The 23277-nt window shown below is 66.9% G+C and carries 24 protein-coding genes; 20 read left to right on the top strand and 4 right to left on the bottom strand.

All coding sequences use genetic code 11. The features are described from left to right. Window position 1: 1 nt before the first annotated feature. Window positions 2-2761, bottom strand: a complete 2760-nt coding sequence (locus V5F63_RS04785; protein WP_394083321.1) for a nitrate/nitrite transporter — start codon at window positions 2759-2761, stop codon at window positions 2-4. 245 nt (window positions 2762-3006) lie between these two features. Here V5F63_RS04785 and V5F63_RS04780 point away from each other — a divergent pair, with 245 nt between their 5' ends. Beyond that, complete coding sequence (locus tag V5F63_RS04780; protein WP_394040098.1) at window positions 3007-3702, top strand: cyclic nucleotide-binding domain-containing protein; 696 nt, start codon at window positions 3007-3009, stop codon at window positions 3700-3702. Window positions 3703-3901: 199 nt separating this feature from the next. On the opposite strand, the gene V5F63_RS04775 is transcribed toward V5F63_RS04780, so the two are convergent. Together V5F63_RS04775 and V5F63_RS04770 are read right to left on the bottom strand one after the other, a co-directional pair. Continuing rightward, on the bottom strand, window positions 3902-5272 hold the full coding sequence (locus V5F63_RS04775) for a sensor histidine kinase (RefSeq protein WP_394101749.1): 1371 nt from the start codon (window positions 5270-5272) through the stop codon (window positions 3902-3904). After that, window positions 5269-6003 (bottom strand): response regulator, encoded by a 735-nt coding sequence (locus tag V5F63_RS04770; protein ID WP_394101748.1) that lies wholly within the window; start codon window positions 6001-6003, stop codon window positions 5269-5271. Before V5F63_RS04770 ends, V5F63_RS04775 begins: the two co-directional genes overlap by 4 nt. Window positions 6004-6174: 171 nt before the next feature. On the opposite strand from V5F63_RS04770, the gene V5F63_RS04765 reads away from it, so the two are divergent. The 8 genes from V5F63_RS04765 to V5F63_RS04730 all read left to right on the top strand — a co-directional run bounded on the left by V5F63_RS04765 (window position 6175) and on the right by V5F63_RS04730 (window position 15250). After that, window positions 6175-6732 carry an EF-hand domain-containing protein gene (locus V5F63_RS04765; RefSeq protein WP_394083315.1) on the top strand — a complete coding sequence of 186 codons (558 nt, stop codon included), beginning with the start codon at window positions 6175-6177 and terminating at the stop codon, window positions 6730-6732. Between the two features lie 150 nt (window positions 6733-6882). Beyond that, on the top strand, window positions 6883-7104 hold the full coding sequence (locus V5F63_RS04760) for a hypothetical protein (RefSeq protein WP_394083313.1): 222 nt from the start codon (window positions 6883-6885) through the stop codon (window positions 7102-7104). Window positions 7105-7526: 422 nt separating this feature from the next. After that, on the top strand, window positions 7527-8723 hold the full coding sequence (locus V5F63_RS04755) for a DUF932 domain-containing protein (RefSeq protein ID WP_394083311.1): 1197 nt from the start codon (window positions 7527-7529) through the stop codon (window positions 8721-8723). Between the two features lie 174 nt (window positions 8724-8897). Beyond that, window positions 8898-10961 carry a ParB/RepB/Spo0J family partition protein gene (locus V5F63_RS04750; RefSeq protein WP_394101747.1) on the top strand — a complete coding sequence of 688 codons (2064 nt, stop codon included), beginning with the start codon at window positions 8898-8900 and terminating at the stop codon, window positions 10959-10961. 92 nt (window positions 10962-11053) lie between these two features. Then, entirely contained in the window at window positions 11054-12091 is a 1038-nt protein-coding gene (locus V5F63_RS04745; RefSeq protein WP_394101746.1) for a DUF7146 domain-containing protein, read from the top strand. A 305-nt stretch (window positions 12092-12396) separates the two neighbouring features. Beyond that, on the top strand, window positions 12397-13320 hold the full coding sequence (locus V5F63_RS04740) for a DUF2493 domain-containing protein (RefSeq protein ID WP_394101745.1): 924 nt from the start codon (window positions 12397-12399) through the stop codon (window positions 13318-13320). Between the two features lie 691 nt (window positions 13321-14011). Continuing rightward, window positions 14012-14515: a hypothetical protein gene (locus tag V5F63_RS04735; protein WP_394101744.1), complete on the top strand. Its 504-nt coding sequence runs from the start codon at window positions 14012-14014 to the stop codon at window positions 14513-14515. A 408-nt stretch (window positions 14516-14923) separates the two neighbouring features. Next, window positions 14924-15250, top strand: coding sequence for a DUF736 domain-containing protein (locus V5F63_RS04730; protein ID WP_394101743.1), 327 nt, complete (start codon window positions 14924-14926; stop codon window positions 15248-15250). A gap of 59 nt (window positions 15251-15309) precedes the next feature. Here the strand turns inward: V5F63_RS04730 and V5F63_RS04725 are convergent, their stop codons facing one another. Further along, window positions 15310-15528 (bottom strand): helix-turn-helix domain-containing protein, encoded by a 219-nt coding sequence (locus V5F63_RS04725; protein ID WP_394101742.1) that lies wholly within the window; start codon window positions 15526-15528, stop codon window positions 15310-15312. A 207-nt stretch (window positions 15529-15735) separates the two neighbouring features. On the opposite strand from V5F63_RS04725, the gene V5F63_RS04720 reads away from it, so the two are divergent. The 11 genes from V5F63_RS04720 (at window position 15736) to V5F63_RS04670 (ending at window position 23263) form a co-directional block, all read left to right on the top strand. Next, a complete protein-coding gene (locus V5F63_RS04720) occupies window positions 15736-15993 on the top strand; it encodes a DNA -binding domain-containing protein (protein WP_394101741.1) in 258 nt (85 codons plus the stop codon). Window positions 15994-16106: 113 nt separating this feature from the next. Continuing rightward, window positions 16107-16445, top strand: a complete 339-nt coding sequence (locus V5F63_RS04715; RefSeq protein WP_394101789.1) for a transcriptional regulator domain-containing protein — start codon at window positions 16107-16109, stop codon at window positions 16443-16445. After that, window positions 16342-16890 carry a DUF2285 domain-containing protein gene (locus V5F63_RS04710; protein ID WP_394101740.1) on the top strand — a complete coding sequence of 183 codons (549 nt, stop codon included), beginning with the start codon at window positions 16342-16344 and terminating at the stop codon, window positions 16888-16890. The genes V5F63_RS04715 and V5F63_RS04710 overlap by 104 nt, the downstream gene beginning before the upstream one ends. A 140-nt stretch (window positions 16891-17030) precedes the next feature. Next, window positions 17031-17312, top strand: a complete 282-nt coding sequence (locus tag V5F63_RS04705; RefSeq protein ID WP_394101739.1) for a helix-turn-helix transcriptional regulator — start codon at window positions 17031-17033, stop codon at window positions 17310-17312. Between the two features lie 15 nt (window positions 17313-17327). Then, the gene (locus tag V5F63_RS04700) at window positions 17328-18482 is read left to right on the top strand and encodes a replication initiator protein A (protein ID WP_394101738.1); all 1155 of its coding nucleotides are present in this window, start codon (window positions 17328-17330) and stop codon (window positions 18480-18482) included. Then, a complete protein-coding gene (parA, locus tag V5F63_RS04695; protein ID WP_394101737.1) occupies window positions 18479-19132 on the top strand; it encodes a ParA family partition ATPase in 654 nt (217 codons plus the stop codon). Before V5F63_RS04700 ends, parA begins: the two co-directional genes overlap by 4 nt. Then, window positions 19129-19380, top strand: coding sequence for a ribbon-helix-helix protein (locus tag V5F63_RS04690; RefSeq protein ID WP_394101736.1), 252 nt, complete (start codon window positions 19129-19131; stop codon window positions 19378-19380). The genes parA and V5F63_RS04690 overlap by 4 nt, the downstream gene beginning before the upstream one ends. 11 nt (window positions 19381-19391) lie before the next feature. Beyond that, window positions 19392-19907 (top strand): DUF2840 domain-containing protein, encoded by a 516-nt coding sequence (locus tag V5F63_RS04685; protein ID WP_445329493.1) that lies wholly within the window; start codon window positions 19392-19394, stop codon window positions 19905-19907. Continuing rightward, window positions 19904-20449, top strand: coding sequence for a S26 family signal peptidase (locus V5F63_RS04680; protein WP_394101734.1), 546 nt, complete (start codon window positions 19904-19906; stop codon window positions 20447-20449). Before V5F63_RS04685 ends, V5F63_RS04680 begins: the two co-directional genes overlap by 4 nt. A gap of 45 nt (window positions 20450-20494) precedes the next feature. Beyond that, window positions 20495-21280, top strand: a complete 786-nt coding sequence (locus V5F63_RS04675; protein ID WP_394101733.1) for a lytic transglycosylase domain-containing protein — start codon at window positions 20495-20497, stop codon at window positions 21278-21280. Between the two features lie 243 nt (window positions 21281-21523). Beyond that, on the top strand, window positions 21524-23263 hold the full coding sequence (locus V5F63_RS04670) for a relaxase/mobilization nuclease domain-containing protein (RefSeq protein WP_394101732.1): 1740 nt from the start codon (window positions 21524-21526) through the stop codon (window positions 23261-23263). Window positions 23264-23277 lie beyond the last annotated feature (14 nt).

Genomic DNA, 23277 nt, shown 5'->3' with positions numbered 1-23277 from the left:
GTTACGCGGCCGTGGCCGGACGGTGGGTGGGGCGCGGGGTGATCCCGCGCTCGACGTCATGGAGCAGACCGCCCTTGCGGGTGTAGACGGCCCATGTGAGCACGAGGCAGCTCACGTAGAAGATGAGGAAGGCCCACAGCGCCGCCTCGGGCGAGCCGGTAAGGGCGATGGAGGAGCCGTAGCCCTTGGGGATGAAGAAGGCCCCGAAGGCGGCAATGGCGGAGGTGAAGCCGGTGATGGCCGCCGCCTCCTTCTCCGCCTGCCGGCGCCGCGTCTCGGCGTCGGCTCCCGGCATCAGCCGGTCCATTTCCTTCGCCATGATGGCCGGGATCATCTGGAAGGTGGAAGCGTTGCCCACCCCGGTGGCGAAGAACAGCACCAGGAAGGAGCCGAAGAAGGCCCAGAACGCCCAGGGCTCGGAGCGCATGCCGATGGACCACAGCACGCCGGATACGCCCGCCATCATCAGCACGAACACATAGATGGTGACGCGCCCGCCGCCGTAGCGGTCCGCAAGCCAGCCCGTGCCGGAGCGCGCCAGCGCACCGACCAAGGGGCCGAGGAAGGCGAACTTGAGGGCGTTTACCTCCGGGAAAAGGATGTTGGTGAGCAGCGGAAAGCCCGCCGAATAGCCGATGAAGGAGCCGAACGTGCCGGTGTAGAGCCAGCACATGATCCAGTTGTGCTTGCGCTGGAAGATCACCGCCTGCTCGCGGAACGAGGCCTTGGCGGAGGCGATGTCGTTCATGCCGAACCACGCCCCGAGGGCGGACAAGATGATGAACGGCACGAAGATGAAGCCGGCATTCTGCAGCCACATGGGGGCCGTGCCGCCCGCCGCCTTCACCATGGCCGGTTCGCCGCCGAGGCCGCCGAAGATGCCCATGGTGATGACGAGGGGCACCACGAACTGCACCACGCTGACCCCGAGATTGCCGAGGCCGGCATTGAGCGCCAGCGCATTGCCCTTCTCCGCCTTCGGGAAGAAGAAGGAGATGTTGGCCATGGAGGAGGCGAAGTTGCCGCCGCCGAAGCCGCACAACAGCGCCAGGATCAGCAGAACCACATAGGGCGTATCCGGATTCTGCACCGCATAGCCGATGCCCAGCGCCGGGATGATCAGCGACCAGGTGGTGAGCGTCGTCCACAGGCGCCCGCCGAAGATGGGCACCATGAAGGAATAGAAGATGCGCAGCGTCGCTCCGGTCAGCCCCGGCAAAGCGGCGAGCCAGAACAATTGGTCGGTGGTGAAGCGGAAGCCCACCAGCGGCAGCTTGGCCACCACCACCGACCACACCTGCCACACCGCGAAGGACAACAGCAGCGCCGGGATGGAGAGCCACAGGTTGCGCCGCGCGATCGCCCGGCCGGTCTTCTGCCAGAAGGTGGGGTCTTCCGGCCGCCAGTCGGTGAGGATGGCGCCGCGCACGGCGGCGGGGACCGCGGCGGCCGCAGGCTGCATGCCCTGCATTTCCGGCAGCTCGGGCAGCTTATCCAGCGTCTCGCCGGTGGCCTCCTTCTCCATCTGGCGGATGGCAAGGTGCATCCATGCCAGCGAACCGGCGGCGAGCACGAACAGCAGCATGAAGCAACTGGTCCACAGACCGGTCAAATCGTTGAGCACGCCGAACATGAGCGGCAGGATGAAGCCGCCGAGCCCGCCGATCATGCCCACGAGGCCGCCCACGGCGCCCACGTTGTTGGGGTAGTAGACCGGAATATGCTTGTAGACGGCCGCCTTGCCCAGGGCCATGAAGAAGCCGAGCACGAACACCGCGACGGTGAACCCCACCACGCCCATTTCCATGTGGAAGGCGATGGGGCCATGGATGCCCTGCACCACATAATCGGTGGGCGGATAGGACAGGATGAAGGTGGCCACCACCGAGACCAGGAAGGTCCAGTACATCACCCGCCGGGCGCCGTAGACGTCCGAGAGATGCCCGCCATAGGCGCGAAAGATGCTGGCCGGCACCGAGAAGGCGGCGGCGATCATGCCGGCGCTCGTGATGCTGAGGCCGTAGACCTTCACCAGATACTGGGGCAGCCACAGGGCCAGCGCGACGAAGGCGCCGAACACGAAGAAATAATAAAGGGCAAAGCGCCAGACCTGGATATTCTTGAGCGGCTCAAGCTCCAGCCACGCGCTCTTCGGCCGGACGCCGAGGCGGCGACGCTCCACCAGCACGGGATCGTCCTTGGTGGTGAAGAAGAACACGATGGCCATCACCACCAGCGCCGCCGCCCACACCTGAGCCACCATCTGCCAGCCATAGGCGACGAGGACGAAGGGGGCGAGGAACTTGGTGACGGCAGCGCCCACGTTGCCGGCGCCGAAGATGCCCAGGGCCGTGCCCTGCTTCTGCGGCGGGTACCAGCGCGAGACATAGGCGACGCCCACCGCGAACGAACCGCCGGCAATGCCAACGCCGAGGGCGGCGAGGAGGAATTGCGGATAGGTGGTGGCGTAGGTCAGGAGGAAGGTAGCGAGGGCTGCTGCAAGCATGGTCAGGCTGAAGACCACGCGCCCGCCGTAACGGTCGGTCCAGATGCCCAGCGCCACGCGGATGAGCGAGCCGGTGAGGATGGGCGTTCCCACCAGAAGGCCGAACTGGGTGTCCGAAAGCCCCAGGTCCTGGCGGATGCGGATGCCGATGATGGAAAAGATCGTCCACACCGCAAAGCATACGGTGAAGGCGACGGTGCTCATGGCGAGGGAGGTCCGCTGGTCCGCGGCGCTCACGTCTCGAATGGGTTGCATGGCTTGATCTCGCCCGTTGCAAAAGCACGGCTGCGTCGTGCGCCAGCAAACTGCCTGATCAAGCTACCGGCTTCTTTGATTTGTATCAGCTTCAATGCAATGAACTGAGATGATGACGATGGGACGATTTCGCTTCATGAAGAATAGACATCTGAATGTTCTTTATTTGATTTTATATGTCTCAACGATTGATATTGATCAATTGTCGGGATATTGTCTCTCGCTCCGCCGCAGGTGAGGAAAGAATGAAGCCCGAGGATGCCGATGCCATCAGGCACCTCCCCTTGTTTCGGGAGGCAAAGAAGGAGACGTTCGCCAGAATGATGCGGACTGGCCTTCTTCAACGCTTTCCCCCAGGTGTCACCATCATCAACGAAGCCGACCGGGCCGACTTCCTGCACGTGGTGGTGGACGGATTGGTGGAGATGTTCGCGGCCGATGGCGAGCGGGAGACCACGATCAGTCTGGTTCGCCCGATGGGGACCTTCATTCTGGCAGCGGTCCTCAACGATCAGGCTTACCTCCAATCGGCCAGAACGCTGGGCAAATCCCAGTTGCTCATGATTCCGGCCGAGCATGTGCGCTCCGCCTTGGGGGCCGATGCCGGCTTCAGGACCGCCGTGGTGACAGAGCTCGCGCGCGGCTATCGCTGCACCATAAAGGAATTGAAAAATCAAAAGCTGCGCACCGGCGCAGAGCGCCTTGCCAATTGGCTGATCCAGAACATGGCGCATTCTCGTACAGAAAGCATCATTGAGCTTGATTTTGAAAAGCGAAAACTCTCCTCTCTGCTCGGAATGACGCCAGAAAATCTTTCTCGCGCGTTCGCAACGCTAAAGGATTTGGGTGTATCTAGCGCCGGCTCCTCGATCCATGTTGGGGATGTGGAAGCCTTGCATCGGTTCGCTCGGCCAAATCCGCTCATCGACGAACCTGAATGACCGGTCTTGGCATGGCTCGCTGGTCTGACGGGGTACGCCGTCCTGCAACATCGCCTGGTCCCGCAACAGTTTCGCCACAATCCACTTCAGCTTGGCGTCCTCGGGCTGGCGCAGACGCCGCATCTCCGCTGTTGCCCTGGCTCGCTCTCGCGGTCCTCGCCCTCGTCTGGATCGGCTGGTGCGCGGCGGGGAGAGACGTCTACGGCTCACGCGACGCGTTCGCCCGAGCCTTGGCCCCTTGGTTCGCCGCCGGCAGGCGGACCGTTGCCCGCAGCCCGCCTTCCGGCCGGTTGGACAGGCTCACATCGCCCCCATGGGCGCGCAGGATGGCGCGGGCGATGGGAAGGCCGAGACCTGCGCCGCCGGTTTCGCGCGAGCGGGAGGTCTCCAGCCGCTCGAAAGGATCGAACACCCGCTCCAGATCCGCCTCCGGAATGCCCGGTCCGGCATCGTCGATGGTGACGAAGGTCTCTGTCCCGGCAGGGCTGATCCCGACTGTCGCGCCCGCGCCATAGCGCTGGGCGTTCTCCAGGAGGTTGCGTAGCGCACGGCGCAGGGCCATCCGGCGGAGCGGGAGGACGTGCCGCGGCGACACAACGAGGGTGACCGGCGGGCCCGAGGCGGAAAGCTCGGCCGCAAGATCTGCCAGGAGGCCGTTCAGGTCTACCGGCTCCAGGGGCTCCGCCACCGACACGCCGCGCGCGAAGGCCAAGGTGGCCTCGGTCATCTCCTGCATCTCGTCGAGGATGAGGGCCATGCGCTCGCGGATCTCATCGTCCTCCACCATCTCCGCCCGCAGCCGCAAGGCGGTGATGGGCGAGCGCAGATCGTGGCCGAGCGCCGCCAGCATGCGTGTGCGCTCGCCGATCATCTTGTAGAGCCGCTCATGCATCCGGGCCAAAGCCTCGGCGAGCGCGCGCACCTCGCGCGGTCCCCCACGGGGCAAAGGCGGCGGCTCGGGGCCGAGCCCGAACGCATCGGCGGCCTGAGCCAGCTTGCGCAGGGGGCCGGTGATCCGCTTGAGCCCCAGCCAGAGCGCGCCGAGAAGCAGCAGCAGCGTCAGCAGGGTCGAGGCCAGCGCCTGCGGCGGCAGATGCATGCCGGGCCGCTCCAGCCGGGCGGCGGCGTTGAGCCAGAGGCCATCCGAGAGCGGCAGCGAAAGGCGCAACTCGGCCGGAGCGATGCCGTAGTCCCTCAGCCATCGCATGGGGGGCGGTGGCCCATGGCCGCGATGAAAGGTGTCCCTGGCCTCTTGCGCGCGGGCGCCGGGCCAGTCCACCGCAATGTCCGAACGGCCCTCAGGGACTGCAGGATCGGGGGAGAGCGCGAAGCGCAGTGCGCGGGAGGTGGCGGCCTCCACCAGTTCGCCGCGCACGGGCGCGGGGGCCCCGTCCACGAGCCTGGCGAGCCGCGTCGCGTGCTCGGCCGCCATGGCCCGCTGATCCGCCCGGATGATCGCGCCCCGCTCCGCCGTGAACAGCCAGAAGCTGGCGATCTGGCCGAGGATCATGGCCGCCACCGAAAGTAGGGCCACCTGGGCCAGAAGGCTGCGGGGGAGGGGGAATTTCATCTCGCCTCCCGCACATCGGCGGCGAGGCTGTAGCCGCCCGCCCGGATGGTGGTGATGATCTTCGGCTCGGCGGGGTTCACCTCGATCTTGCGGCGCAGGCGGCTGACCTGGTTGTCGATGGTGCGGTCGAAGGCGTCGGTGCCGCGGCCACTGGTGAGGTCCATGAGCTGGTCGCGGGAGAGCACGAACCGGGGGCGCTCCAGAAAGGCCACCAGCAGCTTGAATTCGGCGGTGGTGAGGGCGACCTCCCGTCCGTCCGTTTCATGCACGAGCTGGCGGGTGTCGGTGTCGAGGACCCAGCCGGCAAAGGCCAGCTTGCGCCCGCCAAGGGCGCCTGCCAGCGGTTCGGGCCGCTCGCTGCGGCGCAGGATGGCCTTCACCCGGGCCAGCAGCTCGCGGGGGCTGAAGGGCTTCACCAGATAGTCGTCCGCGCCGATCTCAAGCCCGACCACCCGGTCGGTCTCCTCCGCCAGCGCGCTGAGCATGAGGATGGGTGGGCCGCCCGCAGCGCTCAGGCGACGCGCCGCCGACAGCCCGTCCTCGCCCGGCATCATCACGTCGAGGATCACGAGATCGAAGCGTCCGCTCCGCAGATGCTCGTCCATCTCGGCCGCCGACTTCGCGGTGGTCGCCCTCAGCCCGTTCTTCTCCAGGTACCGGCCGACCGCGTCGCGGATCTCGCGGTGATCGTCCACGACCAGGATGCGGGGAATGTGAGGGTGCTCTGCCATGGGGCAGGTTTAGCGCCTCCTTGGGCGACCCGGAAAACCAATTGTCGCGTCCGGTCGCGAAGGAGGGGCTTGCGACAGAGCGATACACTTCGCCACTTCCGCCGATATCCTGCTGCGACGCAGCCCGCCTCATCCTCCCCCATCGAAATGCACAACCGACGAGGTGAGGACATGAAACGCAAGACGCTCGCGATCCTGGGGGCCGTCGCCGCCATTGCCGTGGTGGGGGCGGTCTCGATCCCCGCCATTGCCGGCGGCCCGGGCGGCTGCTGGGGCGGCGGTCCCGGCTTCGGCATGATGGGCGGCCATGGCGGCCCGGGCTGGCAGGGCATGGGTGGCCCAATGGGCGGCACCATGAACGGCACCATGGGTGGGCGCATGGGCGGCGGCATGCATGGGCCTATGGGCCGCTTCGCCGCCGCGCAGGTCTTCATGACCTTCGACGCCGATGGGAACGGCACCGTGACCGTCGCCGAGGCGGAAGCCGGCATCGAGAAGTTGCGGGCGAGCCATGATGGCGACGGCAACGGCACCTTGTCCCGCGAGGAGTTCGGCAAGCTCTTCGCCGAGGTGACGAAGAACATGGCCGACCGCCCCTTCGCCATGCTCGACGCCAATGGCGACGGCCAGCTGAGCGCCGAGGAGATGCGCTTTCCCGCCCAGATGATGGCGCGGATGCAGGCGTGGCACGGCCAGCAGGCTGGCCCCGGCACCAAGCCGGGGAACTGATCCGGAGCCGGGAGCGGCCCCGCGCCGGGGCCGCCCCATCCACCCCCGACACCGACATCGACGGGCGCGCCGATGCTTTCAACACGGCGGAACTGTTTCTCACCGCCATCGCCGCATGCATGATCAAGGGGCATCGAGCGGGTGACCCCGATGCTGAACTTCGAGCTGCGCGGGGTGGAAGTGACGCTCCACGCGGTTCGGCAGGACGCGCCGCCGAAGATCGTCTCGGTGGGTTACGAGCTGATCATCGATACGGACGAGGCGGAGCAGCGCCTGGCTTTGCTGCACACCAACGTCCGCAAATACGGCACGATTTCGAACACCGTGGCGGCAGCGGCCCGACTGGACGGGACCATCCGAAGGAAGGCGTGAGCGTCGTCGGCGCGCCGGCGCCGCCAGCGCATGCGATCAGTCGTGATCCATGAAAGGCCAATCCACGGCGAAACGAGACGTGGTCATCTGCGCGCTGGTGGGCACGGCGACCGGCGTACCCTTTCTGCGGTCATGCTCTGCTGGGTATCCACAAGTAGACCTTCAGGTCCACAAAGGGTCACAGCCTGTCAGCGCGCCAGAGGGAGAGATCCCCGCGGTCCTGAGCCGAGCCGCATAGCCATCGCCCCCTTTGCGCCCGTTCGGATTTACGGCTCTGCCCCTACCACCACGCTCCGGGTCTCCGGCGACTGGTCTGCGGGTTGTCCTACAACGCGTCGAGAGTGAGAGGTTGGTCGGTTCGACCGTGACGGGTTGAGGGCTGGGAGAGAGGCTCCCGGCATCCGTCATGGAGAAGACAACCCATGACCCAGGTGGAGATTCTGGACGCCGCGCGCGATCGTGCTGGCGGCTACAAGGTGGATGTGAGCCGGGGCGAGCGGATCGGCCGCGTGTCCTCGGAATGGTTCTCCCGGCCCGACGACGAGCGATACCTGTCCCTGTCGGACCTGTTCGCCGCCGTATATGGCCGGACCGAGCGCAGCCGGACGCGCACCGTGGAGAGCGCCGCCATCCGCGTCGAGGCGAGCCGAGAGGCGCCGGACCGGCTGATGCTCGCGCTGCCGGGGACGGAGGCTCCCGTTGCCCCTACCCATTGGAGTTTTGGCCAGCTTGCGAGCCTCGTTGGGGCACCGGCCGCCTATTTGCGTCAGCTCCCGGCGCCGCTCGCCGGCATCAACCTTCAGCACGGTTTGCTCACGCACCGCGCCGAGCAGGTCAAGACGCTGGAGGTCGAGGACGGGCGCGTCGAACTTCGGGCCGTGACCGGCCCCGACTATGGCCGCATCTACGATCATGAGCTGGTGGATGCCGTGCGCCGCATCGCTGGCGACGGCACGGGCGATACCCGCTGGAAGGTGCCCGGCGTGCTCGATTGGTCGACCGGCATCTACAATCCCCGCGTCGACATCACGAAGGACACGACGACGCTCTATACTTCGGACCGGGACGTCTTCCTGTTCCTGGTGGACGACCTCAACCCGATCGAGGCCGGGCGCTTGCCAGATGGCTCTCCCGACCTCTTCTTCCGGGGCTTCTATTGCTGGAACTCGGAGGTCGGCGCCAAGACGCTGGGCATCGCCAGCTTCTATCTCAGGGCGGTCTGCCAGAACCGCAACCTGTGGGGCGTGGAGGATTTCGAGGAGATCACCATCCGCCACTCCAAGTATGCCGCGTCCCGCTTCGCCCATCAGGCGGCGCCGGCTCTGGAGCGCTTTGCCAATTCCTCGCCCATGCCGTTCGTCAACGGCATCAGGGCGGCACGCGAGCGCATCGTGGCGTGCAGCGATGAGGACCGCAGCGAGTTCCTCCGCCGCAAGGGATTTTCCAAGGCCGAGACGCAGAAGGTGATCGACACCGTGCTCGCCGAGGAGGGCCGGAAACCCGAGAGCATCTTCGACTTCGTGCAGGGCATCACCGCTGTGGCGCGGAACAAGCCGCACCAGGACGCCCGCCTCGATCTGGAGGCACGGGCAAAGAAGCTCCTCGACCGGGCCGCCTGAGATCCGCAAAGCCGGAGATGCGGAATGCCGTGTCTCCGGATTCGTGTTGTCCCGGCTTTCCGGATCGTCGGTTCTGCGGCGCCGTCCTCAGAGGAAGAGGGCGGCGCCGTGCTTCGTGACGGGTTGGAGGTTGAGAGAGAGGTTCTCCGGCCGCCCGTCGCGGAGAAGCATCCCATGGCCACGGCCGTTCAGAAGATCACCCTCTCGTCGTCCCGCGACATTCCGTTCAACAAGCTGGTGCTCAGCCAGTCCAACGTCCGCCGGGTGAAGGCCGGCGTCTCCATTGAGGAACTCGCCGAGGATATCGCCCGGCGGGGCCTGCTCCAGGGCCTCAATGTCCGAGCCGTGATCGATGCGGATGGCGTCGAGACCGGCATCTATGAGATCCCCGCCGGCGGGCGGCGCTACCGGGCGCTGGAACTGCTGGTGAAGCGCAAGCGCCTCGCCAGGACCGCGCCGGTACCCTGCATCGTTCGCGAGGGCGGCATCGCCGAGGAGGATTCCCTTGCCGAGAATGTCCAGCGCGCCCCTCTCCATCCCCTCGACCAGTTCCGCGCCTTCCTCGCCTTGCGGGAGAAGGGCCAGTCCGAGGAGGAGATCGCCGCCGCCTTCTTCGTCTCGGCCGCGGTGGTGAAGCAGCGGCTGAAGCTCGCCTCCGTGTCGCCGAAGCTGCTCGACGTCTATGCCGAGGATGGCCTCACCCTTGACCAGCTCATGGCCTTCACCGTCTCTGGCGACCATGAGCGGCAGGAGCAGGTGCTGGAGCGTCTCGCCCAGGCTTACGACAAGCAGCCCTATGTCATCCGGCGCATGCTGACGGAGGGCGCCGTCCGAGCCAGCGACAAGCGGGCCCGCTTCATCGGCATCGAGGCCTACGAGACGGCCGGCGGCACGGTGCTGCGCGACCTGTTCCAGGGCGACGACGGCGGCTGGCTGCAGGATGTTGCCCTCGTCGACCGAATGGTGGCCGAGAAGCTCGCCGCCGAGGCCGAGGCGATCCGGAGCGAAGGCTGGAAGTGGATCGAGGTCGCGCCGGACTTCGCCTATGGCCACATCTACGGCCTACGCCAGCTGCGGAGTGAGCCGACGCCCCTGATCGAGGAGGAGGAGGCAGCACGGGCGACGGCCCAGGCCGCATATGATCGCCTCTCCGAAGAACATGCCGATGCCGACGAGCTTCCCGAGGAGGTCGATGCGCGGCTCGGTGAGCTCGAGGCGGTGCTGGAGGCCTTTGATACGCGGCCCCTCGCGTTCGATCCGGCGGAGGTGGGCCGCGCCGGCTCCTTCGTCAGCATCGCCCAGGACGGCAAGCTCCGGGTGGAGCGGGGCTATGTCCGCCCGGAGGACGAAGTGCCGGTCGAAGAGGACCATGCCACTTCCACCGAGACCGATGATGCAAACCATGTGGCATCGACTTCTCTCCAGGAGGCGGCCACACTCGATGCTCCTGCTGATCCCGAGGAGGAGGACGGCCTCGCGCCGATCTCCGACCGGCTACTCACGGAACTGACCACCCATCGCACCCTCGGCCTGCGCCATGTGCTGGGCGAGCAGCCCGACGTAGCCTTCCTCGCGGCAGTCCACGCCCTGACGCTGAAGGCCTTCTACGTCTACGGCTCGGACAGCTGCCTCGAGCTCGATCTGAAAAGCGTGTCTTTCAACGCCCAGGCACCGGGCCTCAACGACAGCGTCTCGGCCGAGGCCATCCGTGTCCGGCACGAGAGCTGGGCCAAGGTGTTGCCCAAGGAACCGGTCGCACTCTGGGATACCCTGCGCGGGTGGGACCGCGACAGCCGGGCCGCCCTGTTCGCTCATGTGGTGAGTCTCTCGGTCAATGCGGTGCATGAGGCCTGGAACCGCCGTCCCCGCGCCTTCGCCCATGCCGATAGGCTGGCGCAGGCGGTGTCACTCGACATGGCGGCGGCCGGATGGAAGCCCACCGTCGACACCTTCCTCGGCCGGGTGTCCAAGGCCCGCATCCTGCAGGCGGTGACCGAGGCGAAGGGCGAACGAACGGCGGAACGGATCGCCCACCTCAAGAAGGGCGACATGGCGCGGGAGGCCGAATCCCTTCTCGCCGACAGCGGCTGGCTCCCGGAGGCCCTGCGGACCCAGCCCTCCGACACCGCCAGTGAAGAGACGGCGGAGAAGGACGGCGAAACGGCCATGGGCGACAGCGAGGACCTCGCCGACACTGAGGAGCCCGAAGCGGTCTCCTCCTCGATCGCTGCCGAATAATCCTCCCCGGGCAACCTGGCCCGCCGCCTGTGGCTCCGCGATCCCCCCTATCGCGTGACCCGGACGGCGGGCCATTTTCTTGGAGCGTCCCCATGACGGATGCTGCGCACGATCTCGCCCGGCAGCTGGGGCGCCAGGCGGAGGCAGCCTGCCGCCATTATCTCTCCGCTGGTCGGCGGCAGGGGCACTATTGGCAGGTGGGCGATGTTCGCAACACGCCCGGCCGCTCCATGTTTGTGCGGCTGAGGGACAGTGCAAAGGGCCCAGCCGGAAAATGGACCGATGCGGCCACGGGAGAGCACGGCGACCTTCTCGACGTGATCCGCGAGAGCCGGGGCTTGTCCATCTTCGCCGATGTCGTCGCCGAAGCTGAGACCTTCCTCCGTCTGCCGAAATCGCGGCGAGAGCCAGAAGGGGTGGACCGGAGAGCAGCGCCCACGTCCGCCAATCCGGTCATCTCGGCACAACGGCTCTTTGCAGCAGCCAAGCCGATTCCGGGCACAATCGTGGAGACGTATCTGCGGAACCGCGGCATCACGGCTTTGCACGAAACCGGCAGCCTGCGCTTTCACCCGCGCTGCTACTATCGTCCAGATGCACACGGGTCCACTCAACTCCTGCCAGCCATGATCGCGTCCGTCACCGATCTCACGGGACGGATCATGGGCATCCACCGGACATGGCTCACTCCGGATGGATCGGACAAGGCCACCATCGCCACGCCCCGACGGGCCATGGGTCACCTGCTGGAGCACGCCGTTCGCTTCGGCGAGGCTGATGACGTGCTGGCCGCCGGTGAGGGCATCGAGACCATCCTTTCCGTGCGCACGGCGCTGCCCAACCTTCCGATGGCAGCGGCGCTCTCGGCCGCACACCTTGCAGTCATCGCCTACCCACCAGGGCTGCGCCGGCTCTACATCGTTCGCGACAACGATCCGGCCGGCGATAGGGCGCGGGACAGTGTCGCTTCGCGGGCGGCGTCCGTCGGGATCGAGGCCATCGTGCTCTCGCCAGCGCTCGGAGACTTCAACGAGGACCTGCGCGCGTTTGGCGTCTATGCGTTGCAGGCCGAACTGCGAGGCCTGCTTGCTCACGAGGATGTCAGCCGCTTCATGGTGCTGAGCCCGTGACTTGAAGGAGCAGGGAGCGGGGATGCGCTAACGGCATGCTCTGAGGCTCGACGTCGACAGAGGACCCGCAGCCAAGGCCTTCCAGAGGGCGATCGGCCCGCAGTCGCGCCGTCCCGGCAATGGCTGCGGCCGACGATTTTCCGGAGCCGCTGCGCGGCTTTCCATCGCGAAACAAAATCGCCGGCCTCCGCCATCCTCCGCTCACGCTTCGGCCCCGCGCGTCCCGCGGGGTGCAGGTCCGTCCCGCCCGCCGGCTTCGTCGCCATGAAGGCCGCAAGGCTGCGGTCCAACCGACGGAGCCTCCCATGAGCACCGAGCACGACGAACCCCGCCACGCCTCTTCGCCCACCGATCACCTGCTGCAGGAACTCCAGCTCTACGGCTACCGCCCCTTCGACGATGAGCCCGATCCCCGGCCCCTTCCCGAGGCCAACCACATCAACGGCGCCATCGCCGACATCTTCGATGCTCTCATCGCGACCCTGCAGGACACCCGCCTGGAGCCCGACCTTCCCGACCTCCTGTGGTCCACCGTCCATCTCTTCCACCGGGCCGCCGGCCGGATCTCGGGCACCCTTGACGATAACGAGCAGGGCCAGCGCCGCAGCCAGCAGGAGCAGGATGGCAGCGAGGTGCGCTCGGTGGAACTGGAACGCCTCATCGCCGAGGGGCAGAGCCTCGTGGAGCGCCGCGACACCTTCGAACAGATGCGGGACGAAGCCGCCGACGCCTTCGAGCGCCACACCGGCTCAGCCTGGCGCCCGCGCTCCGGATCGCAGGTGAACCACCGGCACCTCACGGCCGCCCTCATCGACAGCCGCGATTTCCTCATCGCCCGCAGGCGGGCTGAGACCGAGGTGCTGATGCCCGCGGGCCCCAAAATCGCCTTCTCCGGTGGTGATACGGCCGATCACAGGCTCATCTGGGCCAAGCTCGATCAGGTCCACGCCAAGCACGCGGACATGGTGCTGCTGCATGGCGGTTCGCCCAAGGGCGCCGAGCGCATCGCCGCCTGTTGGGCCGATGCTCGAAAAGTGCCCCAGGTCGCGTTCAAGCCGGACTGGACGCGGCACGCCAAGGCCGCCCCTTTCAAGCGCAACGATCAGATGCTCTCTGTCATGCCCATCGGGGTCATCGTCTTCCCCGGCACGGGCATCCAGGACAATCTTGCCGACAAGGCGCGCAAGCTCGGTATCCCGGTCTATCGCTTCGGGTCGGGCGGCGCGTGAGCGCTGCCCCTTCCTCGACCATGGGAATCGAATTTCACGGGGCCTCATCGCTTTTCACGGGAGTGCGGTTCTCGTCATCGGTTTTCAGCGGACTGGCGAGCAGAACCAGCACTCTCATCGGGTGTGGAGCTGAGCGAAATCTCCTGAGCAAGCGCATGTGAGGAGACGGCCACGCCTGCCGACCTTCAAGCGACGGTCCACCCCCGCTTTCCTGCGCTGATCCTTGGTCCGACCGAGGGCCTGACGCCATCAACCCACAAGGGGTCGGACTACGCATAGCGTGCCGCCGCTTCGCTTTGCTGTCGCGGTGATTGCGGCCCTCGGCCGGACCCGTCGGGCGCCTGTCAGCGGGGGATGGTCCTCCGCTTCGAGCAGGAGCCGGACCCCATGTCCTCCACCGATGCGCAAGCCTTCGCCCTCAGCCTCGCCAAGACCCTGATGGTCGTCATCGTGATCTTCCGCGCCGGCGACGGTAGCCTCTCGGTCGTGCCAGCCGACGAGTTCGACGGTGACGCCTCGCAGATCGTCCGTGAAATCGATCCCTTCGCCAGATTGCGGAGGTCTACGCATGACGTGCCGGGGATCTCCTTGCTGGGATTCCGGCATGCATCTTCTCTTGCTATGCTGTTGATCGCGCCGCGGTGGTGGTGGAAGGCGCGACCGTCAGAGCTGTCCTTACGGAGACACCACCATGATTTTCCTCGGCATCCTGCTTGGCCTCGCCGCCATCGTCTTATTCTGCTGGCTGCTGTTTACGCTCGCCGTCTTCGCGCTGCCGTTCTTCGCCGCCATCAGCGCCGGCACTTGGGCATACCATACCGGCGCGGGCTGGCTCGGTGCGATCGTCGTAGGCCTGATCACCGGTGTCATCACGTTCGGCATCGGCCAGGTTCTGCTCGCGGTCGTTCGTCCGATGTGGGCGCGGCTCCTCATTGCGCTCGCCTTCGTCGCCCCGGCCGTCATCGCCGGCTATCACGCCACGCATGGTATCGCGCAGCTCGCCATGCCGTCCGAGACGTGGCAGACCGTTTTCTCGATCATCGGAGCTGTTGCCATCGGCGTCACGGCGCTGATGCAGGTCGCGGGCACGGCGCCCCGCGGTCAGTGGCGGACCAGTGCATGGTGGGAGTGGCCTTGCCCGGTTGAACCCGTTGCGGGGGAAGCATCCGAAGCAGGCCCGAAACTGGGGACGTGAAGCCGAAGAGGATCAGGCCGGTCTTCCGTGAGGGTGCGGCGGGTCGCCATCATCCCCGTCCGGTATCCGTCGGTCGACCGCTCCAAACGGCCTCTCCAATGGGCGGATCTGGCCGCAGGACGGCTGCGCCTCGACCGCCTCTGCCGCAACGGCGCATCATGACTTTCTTCCCCTGCCGGACCCCACCCCACGCGACAGGTCGCGTGGGGACCCCGAGGCGCCGTCATTCCTCGCGAGGCAAGAAAGTCCCTCTCGCGCCGTCCTCCGCTGCGCTCCGGTCGCAATCCTCACCCCATCGCGCCAGCGCGACGGGGACCCCGAGGCGATGCGGCGTCGGTCGCCTCCGGCCTTCCGATCGCCATCGAGGCCGCATGGTGCGGGCTCGGAAACGGAAGACGGAGATTTACCATGGCCACCATCGGCACCTTCAAGAAGACCGGCACGAACGAGTTCTCCGGCGAGATCGTCACCCTCAGTGTCCAGGCCAAGGGCGTGCGCATCGTCCCCGACCTGCGGGCCAACGGCGATAACGCTCCCAGCCACCGGGTCCTGGTGGGCCGGATCGAGATCGGCGCCGCCTGGTCCAAGCGCTCCAGCGAAGGCCGCGACTATCTGGGCCTCAAGCTCGACGACCCGAGCTTCAACGCCCCGATCTACGCCAACCTTTTCGACGACGAGGACGGTGACACCTTCTCGCTGATCTGGTCCCGCCCGAGCGGGCGTCGCGGCGAGTGAGCCTCGCACAAGGCCCCGGCCGGCTCCGGCCGGGGCTTTCCTACCATCAGGTTCCCCGGTCAGTCGTTGCCGTCGGGCCGCACCAGTTCGACGTGGCTGACGCCCAGCGCCTGAGCCAGCTCGTAGAGGGTGATGACCGTGGGATTGCGCCGGCCACGCTCGAGGCCACTGATGTACTGCTGACTGAAACCGGAGCGTGCTTCCACGTCCTCCTGCGTCAGGCCTCTCGCCTGACGCAGGCGAGCGAAGTTCCGGCCGACCAGCTTGCGCATATCCATGCGCAGACGGATCGCAATTTACACACTTTGAGCTTATCAACTATAATATGTAATCAAGCGGTCCTAGAGGGTTAGACGGCGGCAATGCCGATGCCAGTCGCTCGCCGAGCGGCCCCGGGAATGCCCCGAGCGTGCGGGGCTCGCTTCACCATCCGCCGTCGTCTAGAAGGGACGAAGGCTGCGCCAGGCATGGAAACGTGGGGTGACATGACCGACGCGTTTGCAGACACCGTCCCAATCGCTCCCGAGCTCACCGACTACGACCGGGCGCACATCAAGCTCTATGCGCGCCTTTTGGACGCCACGGCGGATGGCGCCGACTGGGAGGAGATCACCTCGGTGCTGTTCGGCGTCGACGCGGCTCGGGAGCCCGAACGCGCTCGGCTTGTCCACGACAGCCATGTGGCGCGGGCCCGATGGGTGGCCTCGAGCGGCTACAAGGACCTCCTCCGCCGTCCCGTCTGACGTTGCGGCCTATTCGCAGGGGGTGATGCCGCAGCCGCATCACGCGATGCTCCCCGGCCGGCTTCCCTCAATACCCTCAATCCCTGATTGTCCTCACTCGACACGCACGCTTGATGCGGAGACGAGTGATGAAGCCCGATACATCACGCTGGCGAGAGGATGCCAGCTACGGCTATTTCGACACGCTGTCGGTGGAGGGGCTCGCCTGGGAGTGCCTGCGCCGGGACGAAGCCTACCAGGAACACTACCACTCCCTCGTGACGGCCGGCTCGGACGCCGACCCGCTCCCTGGGGAGGTGGAGCAACGCTGGGGGCTGCGATTTCGCCGCGCGGCCATCTCTCTCCGCTGTGGAACAGAACGTCCCGTGGTCGCCGGTTGTCGATCCGGCCGTCGTGCTTCTCGCCCAACAGCCCGCGTTTCTTGTGGGCGCGGCCAGCGTGTCGTTCGATAGCATGGTTGCGCCGCGTGACAGCACCGAGGGCCGATACTGGGTCCATGGTTCGGACCCCCATGCCGCGCAGGTGCTGCTGCTGGCTGGGACTCGCCCCGACGCGCCGCTCGCGGCATTGATCCCGCTGGATGCGGACACGATAGGGCGGATGGAAGCGCTGACCCGCTTCTGGCGCGCTGTCGAGGGCCGGCCATTGATCCCGGATACCCGCGTCACCGCGCAGCAGCGTGACCGGCTGCGCACCATGATGCTGGCGGCCGACGGCCGGGCGAATGGCGCCAGCTATCGCGACATCGCGCTGGTCCTTTACGGCCACAAGCGCGTTGCGTCCGAGCCCTGGAAAACCTCGGCGCTGCGCGGCAAGGTCATCGGCCTCGTCAAAGGCGGCCTCACCATGATCGGCGGCGGTTATCTCAAGCTCCTGCGTCATCGCAGAAGACCATAGCCGTAGCGACGGCATCCTGAGGGTGGGGATTTTCGCCCCCCTCAACTTCCCCATCCCCCTCGACGGCTGCCCTTCGCCACCGTGATCGCCATCCGCCGCTAATGACCAGCGGCCCGAGATCGCCCACGGAGGTTCGATCCATGCGACCCGACGCTGTCCCGCTGCCGCCGCGCTATCTGCGCACCAAGGAAGCCGCCGTCTTCCTCAGCCTCTCGCCCCGGACGCTCGAGAAGCACCGCACCTACGGAACCGGTCCCGCCTATCGCAAGCTCGGCGGACGCGTCGTCTATGCCATCGAGGACCTGCAGGCCTGGGTCGCCCGTGGCGCCGTCACCTCCACTTCCGATCCGCGCGGCTGCGTGCTGCCGGCCAAGCGCCACGCCCTGCCCGGCGTTGTCGAGCCCCACCGTTTCGCACGCTGATCGGAGCCCTTCTCCATGGTGGCGCGGCATCGCTCCCAACCGGAGCGCGGACAGCTCGATCTGTTCCGCGCGCTTCCCGGCGCGTTCGCGCCACGAGATGCGCAGGATCTCATGGCCTATCCCTTCTTCTCCCTCTCCAAGACCCATCGTATCGCGCCCATCGATTTTTCCGCCGGCGATGTCTCCATCCGGGTCGAGGCCGTGCCCGACCATGGCATGGCGACCATCTGGGACGCCGACATCCTGATCTGGGCGGCGAGCCAGATCGTGGAGGCCCGCGACGCCGGCCTGCGCACGTCGCGCTTCATGGTCGCCACCCCCTATGAAGTCCTCAGGTTCGTGGGGCGCGGCACCTCGCTGCGGGACTACCAACGCCTCAAGGCGGCCCTCGACCGGCTGCAGTCCACCACCGTGTCCACCTCGATCCGCCAGCCGGCCGAGGGCCGGCGCCATCGCTTCTCCTGGATCAACGAATGGATGGAGCGCACCGACCGGGATGGCAGGCCCGCCGGAATCGAGCTCATCGTCCCCGACTGGTTCTATTGCGCCATCATGGAGGACGCCCTCGTCCTCACCATCGACCGGGCCTATTTCGAGCTGACGGGCGGCCTCGATCGCTGGCTCTACCGGCTGGTGCGCAAGCACGGCGGCCGCCAGCACGCCGGCTGGCGCTTCGACTTCCGCCACCTCTACTTGAAGTCTGGCAGCCTCTCGCCCTTCAAGCGCTTCGCCTTCGAGCTGCGAGATATCGTCCGCCGCCAGCCGCTGCCCGGCTACACCCTGTTCCTGGAGTATGACGCGGGTGCGCGCACGCTGCTCGCCTTCGAGCCGGCCTGTGGACAGCCTGTGAATCCCTTCGTGCCATCGGGAACCCGGTGCCACGTGCCATCGGGAACCGGCCCCTCGTGCTTTCAGGAACCGAAACAGGGCTTAACCCCAAGCCCGAAAACGCAAAATCGCGCCCCTAACTTAGAGTCTAACATAGACTCTAACTCTAAGAGGCGCGCGGGCAATGTGGATAACCGCGCTCAGCTGGCTCAAAAACCTTCCCATCTGCGCACCTCTAAGGATGAAGGTCTTCCGTCTTTCCGTAAAGACGGATTTCAGGCGCCAGAACCTCTTCCCGTAGCCGATCTGCCTCCCGCGAACGCATCGGGAGGCCATCGATGATCGTCGCGCTGCTCAATCAGAAGGGCGGCGTCGGCAAGACGACGCTTGCCCTGCACCTTGCCGGCGCCTGGGCGAGCCACGGCCGGCGCGTCACGCTGATCGATGCGGATCCCCAGGGCTCGGCCCTCGACTGGTCGCAGCAGCGCAGCCGCGAGGGCCTGCCACGCCTGTTCGGCGTCGTCGGCCTCGCCCGTGACACGCTGCACCGGGAAGCTCCCGAGCTGGCGCGGGATGCCGACCATGTCGTCATCGACGGGCCGCCCCGTGTCGCCGCCCTCATGCGCTCGGCGCTCCTCGCCGCCGACCTGGTACTGATCCCCGTGCAGCCGTCGCCCCTCGACGGCTGGGCCTCCGCCGAGATGCTGGCCCTCCTCGGCGAGGCCCGCATCTACCGGCCGGAACTTGCCGCCCGCTTCGTGCTGAACCGCTGCGGCGCCCGCACCGTGCTCGCCCGTGAGACCGCCGCGACGCTGGCGGATCACGATCCGCCTGTACTTGCGAGCACCCTAGGCCAGCGCGTCGCCTTCGCCATGTCGGCGCAGTCGGGGCGGCTCGTCAGCGAGCTCGACGAAGGTGGCCCGGCTGCGCGCGAGATCACGGCGCTGGCGGCGGAGATCGTCGGTCTCGCCGGTCATGGACGCCTACCATGAGCGCGCCGCCGACCCGCAAGGGCTTCGCCGCGCGGCCGGCCAATCCGGAGCGGTGGATCAAGGCTGCCGAGGCCAAGACGTCGAATGACGTCGCCGGTGGCTTTACCGCGCGGCTCACCATCGACGTCACGCCCGACCTGCGCGGTCGCATCAAGATCGCCGCCTTCAGTCGCGGCCAGACCGTCGCGGACATGCTCCGCGATCTCCTCGCCCGTGAGTTTCCCCCGCCATCAGGAGAGGCCTCATGATGAGCCCGCCGATGCCATCCTCCGTTCCCAAACCCATCGCCCCATCACCCGCCGCGCCGACCCCAGACCCGCTCACCCATGTGGAACTGACCTGGATCGCGAAGCGCATTGAGAACTGGATCCGCTTCGGACGCCCAGCTCACGCGCAAATCCTCGACCGCAGCCGCCGCATCGTCTCGTTTGCACCAGACAGCATCTTCGCCTTCGTTCGATGGGCAGCGAACGACTTCGGCACCGTGGTGTCGCGTATCGACGTCGTGCGCGCCGTCGCGCCGGGTGAGGCTTACCAGACACTGCCCTTCGTGCGTCCAGGCGGAGAGATCCTGCTGCGCGCCGACGGCTGGCCCAAGGTCGAGAAGGTGCTCCAGCACGTGGATGCCATCGAGACCCTCGGCATCCATGGCGCAGACGTCGCGCCGGACCATTGGCGCCACGTTCACAATCGGCTCGCGGCCGGTCACGCACCTCGCGCCTACACGCTGGAGCGCCATGCGGCGTGGCTGAAGCGCCGGGAGTGCGAGGCATGACTCGCTTTGGCACTGTGATGGTCACGTACTTCTCCGTGATGGGCGTGGCGGCCGCCGCGTTCGTTCCGACACCGCTCAAGCTGGTGTGGAACGTCTCCGCCAGCGCGCCCATCGGGCTCTACGCCATCGAGCCCGCGCGCCGGCTGGAGGTCTCGGACCTCCTCGCCATCAAGCCGCCTGCGGCCCTCGATCGCTTCCTGGTGGAGCGCGGGTATGTGGGCGCGGGCGTTCCATTGATGAAGCGCGTGGCGGCGCTTCCCGGACGAGAGGTCTGCCGCAAGGGCCGCATCATCACCGTCGATGGCGTGGCCTACGGCGAGGCGCTGGAGCGCGATCGCATGGGCCGCCCCCTACCGGTCTTGCGCGGCTGTCGGCGCATCGCGGAAGGTGAGCTCTTCCTCATGAACTTCGACGTACCGGACAGTCTGGATGGCCGGTACTTCGGACCACTGCCCGCCAGCACCGTGATCGGCCGCGCCGTGCCGCTCTACACCGACGAGGCCGGCGACGGGCACTTCATCTGGCGTGCGCCGACGCGCTGAGCGCCACCGACCACCTTCACCTTCATCACACGTCGAGAGGCCGTCATGCCGCGGACGAGACTGTTTTCGCGCGCCCGCGATGGCGTACACGCATCCATGCGAGTGCTCATTTGCCCCCGTGCGCTGGTCCTTCTTCTCCTTTCCGGAGTGCCCTGCAGCTGGTCAACGACAGCCAAGGCCGCGGAAACACGAGCGGCACAGACCCCACCTTCGCCGAGTGATCGCTACGCCGATTTCATCGCGGAAGCGGCGGAGCGTTTCGACATTCCCGCAGTCTGGATCCGGGCCGTCATGCGCGCCGAAAGCGACGGCGACGCGCGCTCGACCTCGTCCAAAGGCGCCATGGGACTGATGCAGATCATGCCGCAGACCTGGGCCGAGCTGCGCATTCATTACGGCCTCGGCGAGGATCCCTACGACCCGCATGACAACATCATGGCCGGGGCCGCCTATCTGCGGGAGCTGTTCGACCGCTACGGCAATCCCGGTTTCCTCGCCGCCTACAATGCAGGGCCGCGCCGCTACGAGGCCTCGCGGAAAGGACTGCCCCTGCCGCAAGAGACGCGCGCTTATGTCGACAAGCTGGCGCCGGACATCGCGCACGGGAAGGCCGAACCTGCTGCGTCGCTGCCGTTGGGGACGACGACGGTCGAGACGCCGTCCTGGGCTAAATCCCCGATCTTCGCGGTGCAGCCGATCCGCACATCGGCTGCAGATCCGACGCTAATGGATCGCTCACCGCCAACAACCGATGTACGCGACGTCTCGGCGATCGCTCCGCAATCGGCAGGCCTCTTCGTCGCGCGTGGCGGCCTCGGAGACGCACGATGACCACTGCCGGGTTCATTCGCAGATTGTCGGGCGTTGGGCTGTTCAGGCGAAGGTTGGGATGGGAGACGCAGGAAACGACCGACCGAGGGCGAGATAAAAGGGCGCAGGGTGCGCTTCGGTCGGGCGGTTGTTTTTGCTCGGGAATTTGCAGCCAAACGCACGTTGCGCCGCTGCTCGGCAATGTGCGTCAAGTGATTAAGCCATTGCATTCGTGCGCGTTCTTGCACTTTGCAGGGGTGCGCTATGGCCGATGATCGGGAATTCCGCGTCCGCCCGGGCCGCATCCGCTCGACCCGCGCGCAGCGGGCCCGGCCTTTCATCGCCCAGGCCCTCGCAGCGGCCCAGAAGGCGGGCGGGCACATCTCCCGATCCGGCCGGATCTCATCCGGCGCGCGCTCGCACTTCGGGCGGGGACGGGCGGCGAGCATCGTAGCCAATCGGTTCCTCACCGGGCGCTCGCGCATCGTCGTCATCAAGACCCGTGTGGTGCGGCATACGGCGCGGGGCACACCGCTCTCAGCTCACCTCAGTTATCTGCGCCGGGAGGGCGTAACCCGGGACGGAGAGAAGGCGCGCCTGTTCGGGCTGGGCGCCGAGGAGGGGGACGGCCGCGCCTTCGCGGAGCGCTGCGCCGACGACCGGCACCATTTCCGCTTCATCGTCTCTCCCGAGGATGCGGCGGACATGGCCGACCTCAGGTCGTTCGCCCGCGACCTCATGGGCCAGATGGAGAAGGACCTCGGCACCAAACTCGACTGGGTCGGCGTCGACCACTGGAACACCGACAATCCCCATCTGCACATTCTGGTGCGAGGCCGGACCGACGATGGCCAGGACCTCGTCATCTCCCGGGACTACATCAAGGAAGGCATGCGCGCCCGCGCGCAAGATCTCGTCACCCAAGAACTGGGCCAACGCACCGACCTCGACATGCATCGCGCCGTCGAGCGGCAGGTGGAGACGGAGGGCTGGACCCAGCTCGACCGCCAACTGGTCCGGGATCAGCGCGAGGCTGGCGTCATCGATGTGGCCCGCGACGCCGATGGCGGGCCCGATGCCTTCCTGCCTCTAAAGGTCGGGCGGTTGCGCAAGCTCGAGGCCCTCGGCCTCGTTGACGAGATCGGTCCCGGCCAATGGGAGATCCACGAGAAGGCCGAGGCCACGCTCAGGGCCCTAGGCGAGCGTGGCGACATCATCAAGCGAATGCACCGGGCGCTCACCGCCCAGGGTATTGAGCGGGGCACGGCCAGCTATGTGCTCGCGGGCGAGAGCCTGGAGGCTCCCATCATCGGCCGTCTCGTCGATCGAGGTCTCGATGACGAGCTGAAAGGCTCAGCCTATGCCGTGGTGGATGGTGTCGACGGCCGCACTCACCACATCCGGCTGCCCGACCTCGATGCAGCCGGCGATGGCTCTCCCGGTTCCATCGTCGAGCTCAGGCGGTTCGACGACGGTCGAGGCCAGCCCCGTATTGCACTGGCGGTCCGCTCCGATCTCGACATCGAACAACAGGTCACAGCTTCGGGCGCCACCTGGCTCGACCGGCAGGCGCTCAGCCGGGCGCCGGCGCCCTTGTCGGAGGGCGGCTTCGGTTCGGAGGTGCGCGAGGCCATGGGCAGCCGGGTCGACCATCTGGTCCGGGAAGGGCTCGCCGAGCGCCACGGCCAGCGTGTCGCCTTCGCGCCGGAGCTGATTGAGACCTTGCGCCGGCGGGAGGTGAAGGCACTGGGCGAGAAGCTTTCCACGGAGACCGGGCAGCCGTTCAATCGGTCAGAGGCGGGAGAGTATGTCTCCGGCACCTACCGTCGCCGCATGACGCTCGCCTCGGGCCGGTTCGCGATGCTCGATGATGGACTGGGCTTCCAGCTCGTGCCGTGGACACCTTCGCTGGAGAAGCAACTCGGCAAGCACGTCTCCGGCGTCGCCCGTGCCGATGGCGGCATCGACTGGTCCTTCGGCCGCAAGCGCGGCCTTGGCCTCTGACCCCACACATCACC

Origin of the sequence: Xanthobacter wiegelii (assembly GCF_043193855.2) — a bacterium.
Taxonomy (GTDB): Bacteria; Pseudomonadota; Alphaproteobacteria; order Rhizobiales; family Xanthobacteraceae; genus Xanthobacter; species Xanthobacter flavus_A.
Note: the sequence above shows the minus strand (reverse complement) of the source record. Positions and strands in the feature narration are given on the sequence as shown.

What these genes read in the sequence shown, in the direction of transcription:
- V5F63_RS04715 (WP_394101789.1), top strand. Translation starts at nt 16,107, where the DNA reads ATGCGGAGACGAGTGATGAAGCCCGATACATCACGCTGGCGAGAGGAT.
- V5F63_RS04685 (WP_445329493.1), top strand. Translation starts at nt 19,392, where the DNA reads ATGCCATCCTCCGTTCCCAAACCCATCGCCCCATCACCCGCCGCGCCG.
- V5F63_RS04780 (WP_394040098.1), top strand. Translation starts at nt 3,007, where the DNA reads ATGAAGCCCGAGGATGCCGATGCCATCAGGCACCTCCCCTTGTTTCGG.
- V5F63_RS04750 (WP_394101747.1), top strand. Translation starts at nt 8,898, where the DNA reads ATGGCCACGGCCGTTCAGAAGATCACCCTCTCGTCGTCCCGCGACATT.
- V5F63_RS04725 (WP_394101742.1), bottom strand. Translation starts at nt 15,528, where the DNA reads ATGGATATGCGCAAGCTGGTCGGCCGGAACTTCGCTCGCCTGCGTCAG.
- V5F63_RS04735 (WP_394101744.1), top strand. Translation starts at nt 14,012, where the DNA reads ATGATTTTCCTCGGCATCCTGCTTGGCCTCGCCGCCATCGTCTTATTC.
- V5F63_RS04765 (WP_394083315.1), top strand. Translation starts at nt 6,175, where the DNA reads ATGAAACGCAAGACGCTCGCGATCCTGGGGGCCGTCGCCGCCATTGCC.
- V5F63_RS04740 (WP_394101745.1), top strand. Translation starts at nt 12,397, where the DNA reads ATGAGCACCGAGCACGACGAACCCCGCCACGCCTCTTCGCCCACCGAT.
- V5F63_RS04730 (WP_394101743.1), top strand. Translation starts at nt 14,924, where the DNA reads ATGGCCACCATCGGCACCTTCAAGAAGACCGGCACGAACGAGTTCTCC.
- parA (WP_394101737.1), top strand. Translation starts at nt 18,479, where the DNA reads ATGATCGTCGCGCTGCTCAATCAGAAGGGCGGCGTCGGCAAGACGACG.
- V5F63_RS04770 (WP_394101748.1), bottom strand. Translation starts at nt 6,003, where the DNA reads ATGGCAGAGCACCCTCACATTCCCCGCATCCTGGTCGTGGACGATCAC.
- V5F63_RS04670 (WP_394101732.1), top strand. Translation starts at nt 21,524, where the DNA reads ATGGCCGATGATCGGGAATTCCGCGTCCGCCCGGGCCGCATCCGCTCG.
- V5F63_RS04745 (WP_394101746.1), top strand. Translation starts at nt 11,054, where the DNA reads ATGACGGATGCTGCGCACGATCTCGCCCGGCAGCTGGGGCGCCAGGCG.
- V5F63_RS04705 (WP_394101739.1), top strand. Translation starts at nt 17,031, where the DNA reads ATGCGACCCGACGCTGTCCCGCTGCCGCCGCGCTATCTGCGCACCAAG.
- V5F63_RS04775 (WP_394101749.1), bottom strand. Translation starts at nt 5,272, where the DNA reads ATGAAATTCCCCCTCCCCCGCAGCCTTCTGGCCCAGGTGGCCCTACTT.
- V5F63_RS04680 (WP_394101734.1), top strand. Translation starts at nt 19,904, where the DNA reads ATGACTCGCTTTGGCACTGTGATGGTCACGTACTTCTCCGTGATGGGC.
- V5F63_RS04720 (WP_394101741.1), top strand. Translation starts at nt 15,736, where the DNA reads ATGACCGACGCGTTTGCAGACACCGTCCCAATCGCTCCCGAGCTCACC.
- V5F63_RS04675 (WP_394101733.1), top strand. Translation starts at nt 20,495, where the DNA reads ATGCCGCGGACGAGACTGTTTTCGCGCGCCCGCGATGGCGTACACGCA.
- V5F63_RS04690 (WP_394101736.1), top strand. Translation starts at nt 19,129, where the DNA reads ATGAGCGCGCCGCCGACCCGCAAGGGCTTCGCCGCGCGGCCGGCCAAT.
- V5F63_RS04785 (WP_394083321.1), bottom strand. Translation starts at nt 2,761, where the DNA reads ATGCAACCCATTCGAGACGTGAGCGCCGCGGACCAGCGGACCTCCCTC.
- V5F63_RS04700 (WP_394101738.1), top strand. Translation starts at nt 17,328, where the DNA reads ATGGTGGCGCGGCATCGCTCCCAACCGGAGCGCGGACAGCTCGATCTG.
- V5F63_RS04760 (WP_394083313.1), top strand. Translation starts at nt 6,883, where the DNA reads ATGCTGAACTTCGAGCTGCGCGGGGTGGAAGTGACGCTCCACGCGGTT.
- V5F63_RS04755 (WP_394083311.1), top strand. Translation starts at nt 7,527, where the DNA reads ATGACCCAGGTGGAGATTCTGGACGCCGCGCGCGATCGTGCTGGCGGC.